12 protein-coding genes and 2 pseudogenes are annotated in these 15,455 nt (G+C 47.2%); all 14 read right to left on the reverse strand.

Annotated features, from left to right (window positions below):
• Positions 1-20 precede the first annotated feature (20 nt).
• Positions 21-977, reverse strand: a complete 957-nt coding sequence (locus A0V43_RS07440) for a U32 family peptidase (protein ID WP_013145105.1) — start codon at positions 975-977, stop codon at positions 21-23.
• Positions 978-1,026: 49 nt separating this feature from the next.
• A complete protein-coding gene (locus A0V43_RS07445) occupies positions 1,027-1,941 on the reverse strand; it encodes a dihydrodipicolinate synthase family protein (protein ID WP_063192769.1) in 915 nt (304 codons plus the stop codon).
• Positions 1,942-1,955: 14 nt separating this feature from the next.
• Positions 1,956-2,576: an urease accessory protein gene (locus tag A0V43_RS07450; RefSeq protein ID WP_063192770.1), complete on the reverse strand. Its 621-nt coding sequence runs from the start codon at positions 2,574-2,576 to the stop codon at positions 1,956-1,958.
• 3 nt (positions 2,577-2,579) lie between these two features.
• On the reverse strand, positions 2,580-3,815 hold the full coding sequence (gene larC / locus A0V43_RS07455) for a nickel pincer cofactor biosynthesis protein LarC (RefSeq protein ID WP_013145102.1): 1,236 nt from the start codon (positions 3,813-3,815) through the stop codon (positions 2,580-2,582).
• Positions 3,812-4,620 (reverse strand): annotated as a pseudogene (larB, locus tag A0V43_RS19970) (nickel pincer cofactor biosynthesis protein LarB). Before larB ends, larC begins: the two are co-directional and overlap by 4 nt.
• The gene (larE, locus tag A0V43_RS07465; protein WP_011231451.1) at positions 4,617-5,441 is read right to left on the reverse strand and encodes an ATP-dependent sacrificial sulfur transferase LarE; all 825 of its coding nucleotides are present in this window, start codon (positions 5,439-5,441) and stop codon (positions 4,617-4,619) included. Before larE ends, larB begins: the two are co-directional and overlap by 4 nt.
• Positions 5,442-5,547: 106 nt before the next feature.
• Positions 5,548-7,014: an alpha-ketoglutaric semialdehyde dehydrogenase GucD gene (gucD, locus tag A0V43_RS07470; RefSeq protein ID WP_013145100.1), complete on the reverse strand. Its 1,467-nt coding sequence runs from the start codon at positions 7,012-7,014 to the stop codon at positions 5,548-5,550.
• Between the two features lie 20 nt (positions 7,015-7,034).
• The gene (locus A0V43_RS07475; RefSeq protein WP_063192771.1) at positions 7,035-7,934 is read right to left on the reverse strand and encodes a fumarylacetoacetate hydrolase family protein; all 900 of its coding nucleotides are present in this window, start codon (positions 7,932-7,934) and stop codon (positions 7,035-7,037) included.
• Between the two features lie 70 nt (positions 7,935-8,004).
• The gene (locus A0V43_RS07480; protein ID WP_063192772.1) at positions 8,005-8,781 is read right to left on the reverse strand and encodes an IclR family transcriptional regulator; all 777 of its coding nucleotides are present in this window, start codon (positions 8,779-8,781) and stop codon (positions 8,005-8,007) included.
• Between the two features lie 107 nt (positions 8,782-8,888).
• Positions 8,889-11,090: a dihydroxy-acid dehydratase domain-containing protein gene (locus A0V43_RS07485; RefSeq protein ID WP_063192773.1), complete on the reverse strand. Its 2,202-nt coding sequence runs from the start codon at positions 11,088-11,090 to the stop codon at positions 8,889-8,891.
• Between the two features lie 13 nt (positions 11,091-11,103).
• Positions 11,104-12,371 (reverse strand): annotated as a pseudogene (locus A0V43_RS07490) (lactate racemase domain-containing protein).
• A 107-nt stretch (positions 12,372-12,478) separates the two neighbouring features.
• Positions 12,479-13,537, reverse strand: coding sequence for a TRAP transporter substrate-binding protein (locus tag A0V43_RS07495; RefSeq protein WP_063192774.1), 1,059 nt, complete (start codon positions 13,535-13,537; stop codon positions 12,479-12,481).
• 39 nt (positions 13,538-13,576) lie between these two features.
• Positions 13,577-14,860: a TRAP transporter large permease subunit gene (locus tag A0V43_RS07500; RefSeq protein WP_063192775.1), complete on the reverse strand. Its 1,284-nt coding sequence runs from the start codon at positions 14,858-14,860 to the stop codon at positions 13,577-13,579.
• Complete coding sequence (locus tag A0V43_RS07505) at positions 14,861-15,451, reverse strand: TRAP transporter small permease (RefSeq protein WP_063192776.1); 591 nt, start codon at positions 15,449-15,451, stop codon at positions 14,861-14,863.
• Positions 15,452-15,455 lie beyond the last annotated feature (4 nt).

Consider the following 15,455-nt stretch of genomic DNA (forward strand, 5'->3'; position numbering starts at 1 on the left):
TATCAAGGCTCCTTTCCTACTTAGACCTTGGCATTTTGCACGCCTGTCACTGGAACGCCTAACCCTTCAGCGCCTAATTTTGACGTAACCGCTTCCGGATAATATTGTTCAACGATCCGCATTCCTAGCGCCGCCCGACGCACTCGTTCCCGACATAATTCAATGTTCACCGATTCCAAGTGTTTCCCGGATGGATAGACGTCTGGATGGTTGCGCAAACCGAACTTAATATAAACAGGCGCCAAAATACGGATGATCTCAGGGATCTCATAATGTCTAATGAATCCACCGAATCCGTCGGGTACTTCCACGTACACATCAAGAGGAAGGTTAACCGTCTGGCGGATCGCTGCCAGCTTCGGCAAAGTTAAGGCAGTCGGAACGTTATATGTGTCAGCCCCCAACTGCTCCATCAGCTTAATTGATACCGGATTTGAGGCCATCATTTGTACCGACACCTTGATGACAAAGTTTTGCGGCAATATCCCTCGATGTTTCATTTCTTTTGTTAAAAGCAACAACCCTTCATCTGCCACTAAAGCCCCTCTTACTCCTAACTGGGCTGCTCGTTTCAGGTCCTCAATAGCATAAACTAGCTGATCCATTCCTTCATGGCGAAGCCCAGCCGCTTTTCCAGAGGAAGTGAACGGCAACGCACTGATGTCCCAAGTGCCCCTCGGGCCGACGAACAGGCTGAGTTCAATCCCCCGGCTCGCGCACATTTGACACATATCGCTGATCTCCTCATCTGTCAAGAGCATGATTCCACTTCCCTGCGATACTCGGTGAATCGTGACCCCTAGACGATCCGCTTCCTCAAGCACCGCCTCAAGCGCCCGCGGCCCTTCAACGCTCGGAATCTCCACGCGATATTGTGCCCCATCGGGGAAGCGTTTGGCGGAAGTAGGAAGATCGTAACAGTCACCACCTGGATAACCTAGCGATTCAAGAAACTCTCGTGTTTCCTTCATAAACATGTTGACCACCCCTTCATTTTCTATGTAGCCATTCTGAAAACGCTCTTTTCTATTTTCTCACTTTGTTTATATGAAGATTATGTTTTTTCAGAAAAATACGGACACGTTCTTTCAAATCCGCGCACTCTTTTAAAGGCAGCCTCAGTGCTGTCTGCCGACCTAAAATCAACTGATGAACGGCCTCTTTAATCGCAAGAAACAGCGGTTGAGAAAGCTCGTAAATCTCCATAAGCTGCAAAATCGATGCGTTTACCCTGAACGTCTCTTCATATTGTTGGGCTTGAAAGCTCTCAAACAGCCTGACGGACAGCTCGGGACAAAACACAGCCGTACCGTTGATAGCGCCGGCAGCCCCCATTTGCAAGGATGGAAAAAGAAGATCGTCAAAAGCGGCAAACACGACGAAATCCTTTCTCTGTTCCTTAATGCGGATCAACTGGCGAATATGTCCTAGTTTCTCTGTCGTGTCTTTAATTCCAGCAATATTTTCCTGATCCAATGCGAGCCTCAACACAAGATCCGAAGACAAATCCTGCCCAGTCAGCAATGGGATATTGTAAATCAACAAAGGGATACGAATGCTTTGAGCCACGCTTATATAGTAGTCATATAGCTGGCGCTCCGTATATTTCCAATAAAACGGGTTAACAACGAGTACACCGCTCGCTCCGATCGATTCAGCATGTTGTGATAAAGAAATTGTCTCCTTTAGCGATGTCGACCCTGTGCCAATGAGAACTGGAACACGTCCATCTATGTATCGTATCATCCGCTCCGCAAAATTTTTCCTCTCTTCGGTCATCAAAGTGGAAAACTCCCCTGTGCTTCCCATATAGAGCAATCCGTGAACGCCTCGCTCAATCAAGTAGTCGGCGAGAAGATAATTTGCTTCCCAATCAAACTCGCCCTTCTCATTGAATAAGGTGACAACTGGAGGAATAATACCTTTCAAGTCATAAGACATTTTTGTTTCCCCTTTCATATATGGCAGTATAAATAATATCCTCCAAAACAAAGGCTGGCCAATGCTGTTGTAAACTCCAGCGCTTTCCCTATATTGAGACGCGCCCTGCCCAGCACAATAGGAAGCGCTAAAGCAGTAGTAAAACAAGCCATTCCAATAATGGTTCCTGCACCAAAAACCAAAATGTATAAAGCCGCGACAGCAACATTATCTACTGTTGACAAAACGAGAATGGTTAAAGCTGCACTTCCTGCTAGGCCATGTATTCCGCCAATCGCGATCGATTTAGCGTAGATCATGTTATTTACTTTATCCAAAGAAAGATAACCACTTCGTCTATTCATGGCAAACAACGAGCTTCCCCCTAAATAAACAAGCATCATCCCAACCGCGATTTCAAAACCTGATTCAATTTTCGGAGGAATTTGAAATTTTAGCACAATAACCAACAAACCAACCATAATCAAAACGAAACTATGACCTAATCCCCAACATACACCCGCTAATAAAGAACGAAACAAACTTTTGCTTTTGCTTGCAATAGTTGAAACGGCTATCACGTGATCCGGCTCGAAAGAATGCTTTATCCCCAACAACAGACCAGCTATTAACGTTGAAACGACCCCTGCCTCCATTCGTCATTCCCCTTTTATCCTTCTTCTAGCCTGTTCCGCAGCTTCTGCATAAACGTCTAAAAATGCTACCTGATGAGTGAGGGCTGCTTCCTTCACATCCTCATACTCCGGCATCTGCCTGATCACCTTTCCCTTGTGTATAGCCTGTTTAACGCGAATATTTCCGTACAATGTAGCAACGGTCACAACGTCTCTTTCTAAAACCTCTCGCACCCAGATATCTTTTCGAATGCCAAGAGTCGTTGTCTCTTTCAGCATAAATTGCTCGCACTGCTCTACATGAGTTGCTGAAGTCAAAACCGTCAAAAGAACACCGGGACGGTTTTTCTTCATAAAAACAGGAGTATAAAATACATCAAGCGCTCCTTTTTGAAAGAGCCCATCCATCACATATCCAAGCGCTTCTCCTGGCATATCGTCCAGCTGACACTCAAGAATATAAACCGTCTCTTCTTTCGAATGGGATAACGGCAGACTATCCAATCTTGTATGAATCCTCTCCCCGATTACTACCCGCAACACGTTTGGTTGATCGGGCAAGTCACGTGTTCCAGCACCGTATCCAACTGCTGATATTTTCATTGATGGAATTGGTCCGTATGAATTCACTTGACTTTTGATAATCCCAGCCCCAGTCGGAGTCGTCAATTCAAACGGCAAATGGTTAGAAATGACTGGCACGCCCTGAAGAATTTCTAACGTTGCCGGGGCTGGAATGGGATATATGCCATGTGCACAACGAATGGATCCGTATCCTAACGGGACAGGTGCAGAAACAATATAGTCGACATGAAGTTCCGTGAGTGCAATCGCTGTAGCGACAATGTCAACAATAGAGTCAACAGCTCCAACCTCGTGAAAATGAACTTTTTCAATGGGAATGCCATGGATTTTTGCCTCTGCAACAGCAATACAATGAAAAATTTGTTCGCTTCGTTTTTTGACTTCCACGTTTAATTCCGAACGCTCAATCATATCGACAATATCTGAATAATGCCTATGAGCATGATGTCTTTCATGATCATGACTATCCTCGATGTTCTCTAGCATAATGACATCGAATTTCGTAGCAGAAATCCCTTTTTTCATCACCTTGCCCCATTGCAATTGATAACCTGACAGAGGTAATTTTTTCAGTTCCACCTCAATTTTCTCCGGTGGCACGCCCGCATCCACGAGAGCGCCCACCATCATATCGCCGCTGATTCCGGAAAAACAGTCCAAGTACAAAATCTTCATTTTTCTTCTCTCCCTAACGTTTTGGCCTCAGCAACAGCCTGCTCAATAACGGCCATGACTGTAGCAGCATAATACCCCGCACCAAACCCGTTATCAATATTCACGACGGAAACACCGCTTGCACATGAATTCAACATAGTAAGCAAAGCTGAGAGCCCTCGAAAGTTTGCACCATATCCAACACTTGTAGGAACAGCGATAACCGGTTTGGAAACAAGTCCACCGACCACACTCGCGAGTGCTCCTTCCATCCCAGCAACTACAATGACGACACGGGAACGTTCAATCATTTCGATTTTGTCGAGTAATCGGTGAATACCCGCAACGCCTACATCATATATTCGCTTTACTTCGCACCCTAATAACTCAGCCGTTACCGCCGCCTCTTCAGCAACAGAAAAATCTGATGTCCCCGCGCTAACAACCGCTATATAACCTGGTTTTTTATTTCGACATAATCATGAGAAATCCAATAAAAAATATTGCAATCATTCCGATACTCAAAATGTTCCGTTGGATAACGTTCCTTGAGGTTGGCCGTCAGGTAAGAAGCTTTCTCTTGATCAACGCGTGTAGCAACCACCTTTTTATGAAATCTCATTAATCGTTCAAAAATACCAAGTAAATGCTCCCTTGATTTCCCTTCTCCAAAAATGATCTCCGGAAATCCTTTTCTTCGCTCCCGCTGAATATCTAATGTGGCATATCCGAGATGATCATAGGAGGCTAGGGTTCGATATGCTTCCTCTACCGAAATGCTCCCTTCTTTTAACTTGTTCAGCGTTTCTTTTATAACCTCGCTCATTTCACCATTCCCTTTTCTAACATCTCATTCATACTTCCAGATTTATATCCTCTAAGATCAAGGGTCACATATAAAAAACCTAACTCTTTCAACTTGTTATAAATCGTTTGACGATGCCTGATCACCATTTCCATCTCTTCAGGCAACACTTCGATTCTCGCTATTTCTCCATGGTGACGAACACGAATCTGACGGAAGCCGAGATTGAAAAGGAATTCTTCAGACTGGTCCAGTTGCTCGATTTTCTCTTTTGTAATTTTTTGTCCATAAGGAATGCGAGAAGATAAACAAGCGAACGACGGTTTATCCCATGTTTCCAGGCCCATTTCTTTCGATAAAATTCGAATCTCTTTCTTGTATAGCTCCGCTTCTTGAAGAGGACTCCGAACCCCGAGCTGCCTAGCCGCCTGAAGCCCTGGACGATATTCCCCTAGATCATCCATGTTGGAGCCATCAACAACAGTGTAAGTCTCACTATATTTTCTAGCTAATTCTCCTAAATGGGTGTATAAATTGTTTTTGCAGTGGAAACAGCGATAAAGATCATTTTTGACAAAGTCCTCATTCTTGAGTTCATTAATTTGAATTTTTATATGTTTAACCCCTATTTGCTCCGCCAGTTTAGTTGCATGTTGCACTTCACGAGTTGGAAATGTTTCCGAAACAGCAGTCACGGCAAGCACCTGATCGCCCAGTACCTCTTTTGCCATTGCCAATAAAAACGTGCTATCTACCCCGCCGGAAAAAGCAACTAATACATTTCCCATTCCCTTAAGAATATGGATGAGCTGCTCTCTCTTCTGCAATAAATGTTTCTCCAACCCACTCTCCCCCTTTCCGTTGTCATTGTCCATAAAACTATTCGGTGAGAAGGTGTCCCCTAGTAATGGGACACCTATGTGCTATTCTGTAAAACCTATTGCTTAATTAGGCTTTCACAAATACAGTTTTGATTGTTGTGAAAAACTCAATGGCCGCCTGTCCTTGTTCCCGAGAATGTGAGCTTGATTGCTTCATTCCGCCAAACGGTGCTTGGTACTCAACCCCCGCTGTTTCTGCGTTGACTTTGACCATTCCCGCCTCAATATCCTTAATGAAGTCAAGAATATTCCCAATGTTTTTCGTATAGATCGAGGCGCTCAGCCCATATTCTGTATCGTTGGCCAATTCAATCGCCTCCTCAATGCTGTCGACTGGAATCAACACCAATACTGGGCCAAAGATTTCTTCGCGGGCAATCGTCATTTGAAGGTCGACCTCTTCAAAAATCGTCGGCTCGACGTAAAAACCATTGGCCAGTTCGCCTTCTGTACATCTATTGCCTCCATAAATCAATTTGGCGCCTTCAGCTTTTCCCTTTTCAATATAGGATAAAACCGTATTAAGCTGCGATTCACTGGCGCATGGCCCCATCCACGTTTCAGCATCCATGCCATTCCCGATTTTCAGCTGTTTCACCCGTTCAAGAAGTTTTTCTTTAAACGGTTCGTACACTTCCCGCTCAATAAAAACGCGGCTTGTGGCTGTACATTTTTGCCCCGTTGAGCGCAAACCACCGCTGATCGTCCCCTCAACAGCGAGATCCAAATCGGCGTCTTTGGCCACAATAACCGGGTTTTTCCCCCCCATCTCGAGCTGGTATTTGGCCCCGCGCTCAAATGCCGCTCTTCCGACTTGTTTTCCAACCGTGTTGGAGCCGGTAAAGGTGACGCCATCAACATCTGGATGGTTCGCGATCCCTTGACCAATGACGGATCCAGAACCGCACACCATATTGACGACCCCTTTCGGGAAGCCCGCTTCATGGAAGCATTCAATCACTTTCGCCGCTGTCACAGCTGTTTCGCTTGCCGGTTTGAGCACGACCGTATTTCCGTACACAAGCGCCGGCGCCATTTTCCAAATCGGAATCGCGACGGGGAAATTCCACGGTGAAATGACGCCAACCACACCAAGCGGAACGCGGGTTGTGAACATGAGCCCTCCACTGTCGCTCGATGGGATGACATCGCCAATTTTCCGCGCTCCTTCACCCGCATAGTAACGCAATATATGAACGCCCCTCATCGTCTCCGCTTTTGCCTCGGCCAAAGTTTTTCCCATTTCTCTTGTCATCGTTTCGGCAATGTCCTCAAGGCGCTGCTCTAAAAGAAGCGCCGCTTTATACAAGTACTCTCCTCTCTCGATCCCAGATCGCTTCCACCACGATTTCTGCGCCTGTTTGGCCGCAGCTACAGCCGCGTTTAAATCTTCCAGTGTCGAGCGCGGAACATACCCGACAATGTCATTTCGATTTGCTGGATTGATGCTCGGTTCGACGTTCTTGCTCACCGAACCGACCCAACTACCATCAATGTAGTTTAAATACGTTTTGATTTCTGTTTGCACAGCCATCTTTTCTCCCACTCCCTCTTTTATTTATTAGCAATAGTTTGTTTTACCGGCGATTTTACTGGATTGGATAACACCCCGATCTCAGGAACCTCAATTTCAATTCGATCCCCGTCTTCAAGCGTGAACTGATTCGGTGGAACAATGCATGTTCCTGTCAATAATACTGTGCCGTCAAACACCTTATTGTCGCGAAGCAAGAAAGACACTAACTCATCGTATCTTCTTTTCAACTGTCTTGTATTGGCACTTTCCTCAACAACAAGTTGGTCGTTGCGGTAAATGCGACAAATAATTTGCAAGTTATATGGGTCTTCCACTGTCTCCGCTAATCGGATCGCCGGTCCAATGGCGCACGAATGTTTCCATATTTTTGCCTGCGGTAAGTATAATGGATTTTCTCCCTCGATGTCTCGGCAACTCATGTCGTTTCCAATCGTATATCCTACGATTTCCCCTTCTCCGGTGATCACCAATCCGAGTTCGGGCTCAGGGATTTGCCAATTTGAGTCGCTGCGCAAATAAACGGGGGCATTCGGGCCTACTGTACGGGCAGCAGTAGATTTAAGGAAGATTTCCGGCCTTTCTGCATGGTAAACCCGGTCATAGCACGTCTCTTGACCGTCTATTTTTTCAGATGTTTCGTAGTTCCTCGCATCCCGACTTTTCTCATACGTGACTCCGGAAGCCCATACTTCAGGAGCGACGATGGGAACGAGAAGATGCAATTCGGCTAATTCTTTTTTCACCCCCTGCTTCCCACTGATTATGGTTTGAATGTAGCAAAAAACGGACAGTTGATTCTTCTTGGCCTCGCGGACGACATCCATTAAATCGGCAAATGGCAGTGGATATATAGTATGATCGTCCGTCATGGCAGCCAATACAACGTGCGAATCTTCAATATAGCGGATAATTCTCATAGTCCTCTCCCCTATCGTTTTATATTAAAAAACTAGGTTTTATCATATTGTCAAAAAGAAATCGCACAGTTTAGACAGAGAGATGTCCGTGCTGAACGTATCCCATTTCTCGTGAAATTTGTTCAGCGGCGCTTTGAAGCAGACGAATTTCCGTATTAAGGACAAGATCGTCCACTTTAGCGGAAGGCTGGGATATGCTGATCGCTGCAATGACATTCCCTGAATGGTCACGGACAGGAACAGCGACGCATGTGATGCCCGGCTCGTTTTCCTCTCTGTCTAAAGCATAACCGTTGCTTCGCACCCGCTCGAGCTCCTGAAGAAATTCCTCCTCGCTTGCAATGGTATTGGCGGTATGTCGTTTATACACATACCCTCGCAAAAGTTCTTTCAACTCTTTCTCGCTTTTGAAGGCGACGAGCGCTTTCCCGACCGCACTGCTGTGAATCGGAACCCTCCGTCCAATTCTTGAATACAATACCGTCCCCGATGTTCCTTCGACTTTATCGATATAGATTCCTTCTTTACCATCAAGAATTACTAAATGGACCGTGTTCCCCGTTTTGATAGAAAGATCAATCAAATGCTTTTTGGAAACAGAGCGAATATCGAGATGACGGATGACTAAATTCCCGCGTTCAAACAACTTCATCCCGAGTCGATATTTACCATTTTCTGGATTTTGTTCAATATAATGGTGGTGTTGCAACGTTTTCAACAGTGAATGCACCGTGCTTTTATGAAGCTGCATCCGTTCGCTGATATCGGTAATTTTAAGCTCTGTCTCATACTCGTCAAATAAATCTAAAATACGGAGAGCACGGTCCACAGCTTGAATCAATGGCAATGCCTTCACCCTCTTCTCTAGAAGTTTTCTGCATCATGTTAGGAAATCAGCTATAGTTCTATTATAATACGTGAGGGTGAAAAGCACGAATCCCTTTGGTCCACCCTTTATATTTTTTTTACTGTCGGAAGAACGACATCCTTTTTGTAATCATATACCGCCTCTTCGGCAATATGGAGCGGGACAACCCCATGGGCAGCATCGGTATGCCCGATCAACCGGTTGCTCGCCGCGATGCGCCGTTGCCGTTGGCGCATGTTGGCCATGCGTTGATTGGCTATTTCCGCTCTCTCTTGTTTCACACTTTCAAACTCGAATACCAGCTTTCCATTTTGGAACAACCATTCATTCACGAATTCAATTTTCCGCTCGCGAAGCCCGATATATAAAAGATCGCCTGTTTTCAAGTACAAAATTCCCCCGCCGCGGATGGCCTCAGGAGTCATATGTCCGATGGCCGCTCCGTATGTGACGCCTGAATATCGTCCATCACTAATCAAAGTCGCGATCCGTTTCAATTGCCGATTTGCGTTAATATGTTGCATCGGGGTAAACATCTCCGGCATTCCGAACGCCTCCGGCCCTTGGCCGGCAATAACCACTGCAATTTTCAACACACCTTCTTTGGCCATTGCATCAAACAAATCATCATATTCTCGGTCTTTCCATTCGTCAAACAAGTGCGGAGCATTGTGCTGCAATGCAGCCAATAAGCTTTGATGTCGGAAACAACGGCTGTGCTTTAGCTTTTCCAACAAGTGAACATCAAGCAGCCCTTGATTCGCCTCATCCTCGTTTTCGTAATACAAGACAAAGGCCACTTTCTTGTCAAACTCATCGATTTGCTTTGTCGACATACCGCTGATTTTGACAACCGCACTTTCAAAGAAGTTCCCCGACAAAACATCAACACCACTGAATGGTCGTCTCGGCTTGGATAAGATGATTGGATTGTTTTTGACGTTTTCAGCGGGCAACTGTTCCTGATTGACAGAAAGTCTTTCTCTCCACGTCGTCCCCGTAACGGTCGGGGCATCGACATCCATCGGCACCCCATTGCTTAGTAATTCGTGGAATACCGTTTCCATCCCTCTGATTTTCCCGCTGCAACATTGAATCGCTAATGCAAAAATGTCTCGTCCTTCCGTTAAACTGTAATCAAATAAATCGGGCACCGGCACTTCATGATGGATATTGTCATACTCCCATAAGTCAAATTGATATCCACCATAAAGCATCGCCGCAACAATATGCATCATAATGTTTGTCGATCCACCGGTAGCGCTGTGAATGCGAATCGCGTTTTTAATGTTCGCCGCCATAATATTGGCTGCCCCGTACACCGGATCATTCATTAAAAGCGCCAAGCTATCTAAGGCAGCATTAACTTGCTCCTGCGTCGGCGGGGCGGTCAATAATTCCAAGGCAGGATGAATTAATCCTAACCCAGCAATCAAATGCCGCGAACTGTTGCCAGTCCCATTAAAAGCGCACACTCCTCCTTGGCTGTCGCATGTCGCTACGGCTAGCCGTTTTTCATAGTCTTCGTGTTGTTCTTTTGTGATAATTCCTTTCCCTCTCGCCCGTTCGAGAACTCCTTGAAAAGCCGTATTAGAAGAACACTGCAAAATGTACGATAATGCATCCCGCAAATCGTAGGCAATATCTTCTTCACCTGCCAACTCCGCTCTACGGGCAACCTCCTCCAGTTCGGCATATAACTTAGGAGGAATCGTTCCTCCTTTTAACACATGTGCGGGTGCAAACGTAGCGAAGAAAGGCGGCTCTCCCCGCTCCCGACGAACGCGGTCAAGGTGTGCCAACGCGCTGACTACTCCAAGCGGTTGCTTGTCGCATCCTTGGATGACAAACGCTCCGTGATAGCTGTGCGCTTCCAGCTGGTTGACGATCATTTGTGCTACGGCGTTGCGGCTTTGCAACGAATAACTCATCCCTTGGTTGCTCTGCGCCGTTCCATCACACATCACCGGTGTTGAAAACTGAAACGGCACACCTCCGTTTTGCCAAATGCGAATCGCTGCTCGAGCGATCGTCTGATAATCCATAATGTGCGCCGGGTGGTCTGATGAGCCACCGATAATCGCAATCCGCGGAGCGTTATGGTGCAACCGATCGTAAATTTCCTCGAGCGTCCAATCTGGTTGCATCCCCTTTAACTCGGAACCTAAAATTTGCTTCGAACGGTCAAGCAGCCCAGCGACACATATCGGCTCATTAGCCTTTCCTTGCACATTATCCCGGTATGGGTTGACCTGGCTTTCAATTCGTGGATAAACAACCGCTGGCATTATGAATCTCCCCTCATCCCCATGTTTGTTCGTTTGAAAAATCCATCTCCATCGGCGCCGACAAAATCTCTATCCCTTCTGTTTGGCGCGCTTCATCTAAAAGACTTTCGGAAATCCAAATCTCTCGAAGCGCCAGCGTATTCTTGATTCTGACCATTCTCACCTTTTTGAGATCAAACGCATTGCATGTTTTGATCGCTGCTTTCACCGCCAGCTCTTCTGTTTCCAAAAACATCGGCAATTTGACAACAGAAACGACAGTGCTTGTCAAGGCGTTTGCAAAACCTTTTTCCCAAATGATCTGTTCTTTCACTTTCTTTGTTGTAATATCAGCTAAGCCGATTCCATTAGCATTGCCATCCGTTTTTTCTGACAGACCCAGCACGACGATTCGTGTGACGTCCGGACCGCCGCTCGCATAAGGGGTCGCGTACCTTCCTGTAATGTTCGGGTCCATCCCGTCACCGGAAATATCTTTTCCAATTTCATCGACGACAAGCACATCAATTGGGTTAAACATGATTCTCGGCATGAGCGATTTCGCCTCAACCAACAGTTCAGGTTCCACCGTTTCAAACTGCTCGGCTGGCACTGCTACAATTTTGGCGGGACGGTCGTAGGCATTTTCTAACACAGCGACACCGAAAATAATCGGCGCTTGTTGAATCACAATCTTCGCCATATCGACTACGTGCCGGGCCATGTATTTGAAACTGTACTGATGGGCTGCTTCCGCCCCTTTTTGCTTGCCGAGCCCGATCGTAATCATTTTCATTAATCCGCTTTCCACCAGTCCGCGAAACGCCGTATGGGGCTTAACTCGATTGATGACAATGATTTTGTCTGCCTCATAAGCGAGTTTGTCTATGTAGACCGGCAATCCGTTGTCCAGCCTCCCCACTTCAACAACATCCATATTCGAGTGAATCGGCGCCCCGACAAATTCTTCTGTTACCCCTAAATGAGCGAGTACCTCTTTCTGTCCTTCCGCTGTCGCCCCTCCATGGCTTCCCATCGCCGGCACGATAAACGGGATGCCCCCGCTTGCTTTACCGCATTTACGACTTCCCGGACAATCACCGAGATATCGGCAATGCCCCGGCTTCCAACAGCGATAGCGACTTGGTCGCCCGGGGAAATCCGTTCCAAAACACCTGCTTGGTTGATGCTCTGATGAACTGCTTTAGGGACATCGGCAATTTCCGGGGCGTAAAAATTTTGCCTTACCTTTATCATTTTAGGAATGGGAATATTTTTGAGCATATCATTAATGATTTTCATCTGTATCTTCCCTCGATCTCTAATTGATCGCTTAATCCTCAGTGCATTTCGGAAGGAAGAGGGCAAACGCTCATTGCCCCCTCCTCTCAACTGTCGGCCTATTGTTTTCACTGCCGTACTTTATCTAATTCGCTGTAAAGTTCATTCACAAGATCTTCACCAAATTCTTTCGCGTATTTCTCAACGACAGGTTTAATGATTTCAGCCATTTTTTCACGTTCTTGATCGCTGACTTCATTGATGTTTATACCTGTCTTTTTCAACTCTTCCAATGCCTTTTGATCTTCTTCCCGACTCAGTTGACGTTGATATTTTCCGGCTTCAACCGCAGCGTCCTGCAAAATCTTTTGTTCTTCAGGTGATAACTGATCCCAAAACTTCTTGCTGACAAGGAACACGAATGGAGTGTAAACGTGCTTGGTCAAGCTCAAATATTTTTGTACTTCGTAAAACTTATTTGACTTAATCGTTGCCAATGGATTTTCCTGACCATCAATTGTGTTGCTTTCCAACGCTGTGAACACTTCCGAGAAAGGCATTGGCGTCGGATTGGCGCCGAGCGCTTTAAACGCATCAATATGCACTTCATTTTGCATCGTCCGCAACTTCAATCCTTTAAAATCGCCGGCTGTCTTGATGGCATGTTTGCTGTTTGTTACGTTCCGAAATCCATTTTCCCAGTAACCAAGCCCAATCAACCCGTGCTCCGGCAGTTTCTCCAACAATTTTTGGCCTATCGGCCCGTCTAAAATAGCGTCAGCCTCTTCAGGCGTGTTAAAGAGGAACGGAAAATCGAAAATACCGAACTCTTTGATCATCCCAACAAGCGGTGAAGTCGATGGAATTGTAATTTCCTGAGTCCCGCCTTGAAGTGCCTCAGTCATTTTCAAGTCGTCACCCAAAGTAGCACTGAAATATGTTTGAACTTTGAGTTTGCCGCCGCTTTTTTCCTCAACAATCTCTTTGAACTTGAGCAATCCTTGGCCTTGCGGATGGTCTTCGTTCAAGCCAATTCCCGCTTTAATCACTCGCGGTTGAATTCCTTTCGATTCGTTCTTGCCAGCATCCCCTCCTTGAGTCGTTCCTGAACTGCACGCGGTCAGGAAAAGCAAGCCCATAGCTATGCAGCAGGTCATGATCTTTCTGATCACATTTCTTTTTTTCATAGCCCTCGCAACCCCCTTACTATTTAATAGGAATATTCATCAACTGCCCGTAAACCACCCAAGCGGCACAGTGACGAGAGACGGGAAGAAAATCAACAGAAGCAACAGAAGCGTCTCCACAAGCAAAAACGGCCAAACTCCTTTCATGATGTCTTCCATGTTGATTTTCGCCACTCCGCAGGCGACGTTCAGCACCGTGCCGACCGGCGGCGTGAGCAGCCCGATGCAGTTGTTTAAAATAAACAATACCCCGAAGTACACCGGATCGATTCCCGCTTTTTGAATAATCGGCATCAACACCGGCGTCAAAATGAGCACCGTCGGCGTCAAATCCATCGCCGTTCCGACCAACAGCACCAACGCGTTAATGGCCAAAAGCAGCGCCAACGGATGATCGATAAACGGCGCAAGCACATCTGTCACGATCGCCGGAATGTTGGCGACCGTAATGAGCCAGGCCGACACCATGGCCGCCGCCACCAAAAACATGACGACGCTTGTCGTTTTCGCCGCGGCCACGAGCACGTGAAACAAGTCTTTCACCTTCAGCTCACGGTAAATGCACAAGCCGACAATCAACGCGTAAAACGCGGCCACCACCGCTGCCTCGGTCGGCGTAAACACTCCTCCGCGCAGCCCGCCGACGATGATCACCGGCAGCAGCAGCGCCCAAAACGCCTCGCGGGTCGCCCGCCAAATTTCTTTTGCCGATTGGCGCGGGAGCACCTCGACTTGATCCCGGCGCGTCACCCACCACCAGCAGATGGCCAGTGAAATTCCAAGCAAAATCCCGGGAACAATGCCGGCCATAAACAGCTTCGTGATCGACACGCCGCTTGTCACCCCGAAAATGATCATCGGAATGCTCGGCGGGATGATCGGCGCGATGATGCCGCCGGCGGCGATGAGGCCGGCCGACCGGTTGCGATTGTATCCGGCTTTGACCATCATCGGGATGAGAATGGCTCCAAGCGCCGCTGTATCAGCCACCGCCGACCCCGACAACCCGGCGAACAGCACGCTCGCGATGATCGCCACATACCCGAGCCCGCCGCGGATATGGCCGACAAGCGCCATCGCAAAGCGGATGATCCGCCGCGAAATGCCGCCGGCGTTCATGAGCTCCCCGGCCAGCATAAAGAACGGAATCGCCATCAGCGGAAAGCTGTCCGCGCCGCTGATCAAGTTTTGCGCAATGATTTGCGTATCAAAAATATCCAAATAAAACATCAGCGCGACGCCGCTGACCAAGAGCGCAAACGCGATCGGCATCCCAAGCGCCATGACTCCTAGCAGCGATCCGATAAAGACGACCAACGCCATTTACCGCTCACCTCCAGCAGCGCCTTGCTTTCGTTCGATCGACACCTCTGTCGTTTCGTGTGGAGAGGCAGTGATGATTTCTTCTGATTCTTTCATTTTCGTCAGCTCATCAATCGCTCCGGGGCGAAACAGCGCCTGATACAAATGATACAAAATGATGAGGCCCATGCCGATGCTCACAACAAGCCCGGTCCCGTAGATGAACGCCATCGGCAGACCGGTGGCCGGGGCCCGGCTCCCGATGCTGCTGAGCGTAATTTTCCAACTCCCATCAAGAAGCAGGTAGAGCACATAGAGTACAATGGCATTGCTGATGACAAAAACCACCTGTTTGGCTCGGGGCGGCAGTTTCCTAAGCAGCGTGTCGACGCCTAAGTGGTCGTTGTCTTTTAAAGCGCCAATGGCTCCAAGAAACGACATCCAAATGAAGAGAAAGCGCGACATTTCTTCCGACCAGGTGATGCCGGAGTTAAACCCATAGCGGAGCACGACGTTGCCGAATACCAAAATGCACATGAAAGCAAGCGTCGCGGCCATCAATACATTCAGAGCACCATCCAAAAATTTCCCTGCCTTTTTGAACAATTCCATCACC

Origin of the sequence: Geobacillus sp. JS12 (genome assembly GCF_001592395.1) — a bacterium.
Taxonomy (GTDB): domain Bacteria; phylum Bacillota; class Bacilli; order Bacillales; family Anoxybacillaceae; genus Geobacillus; species Geobacillus zalihae.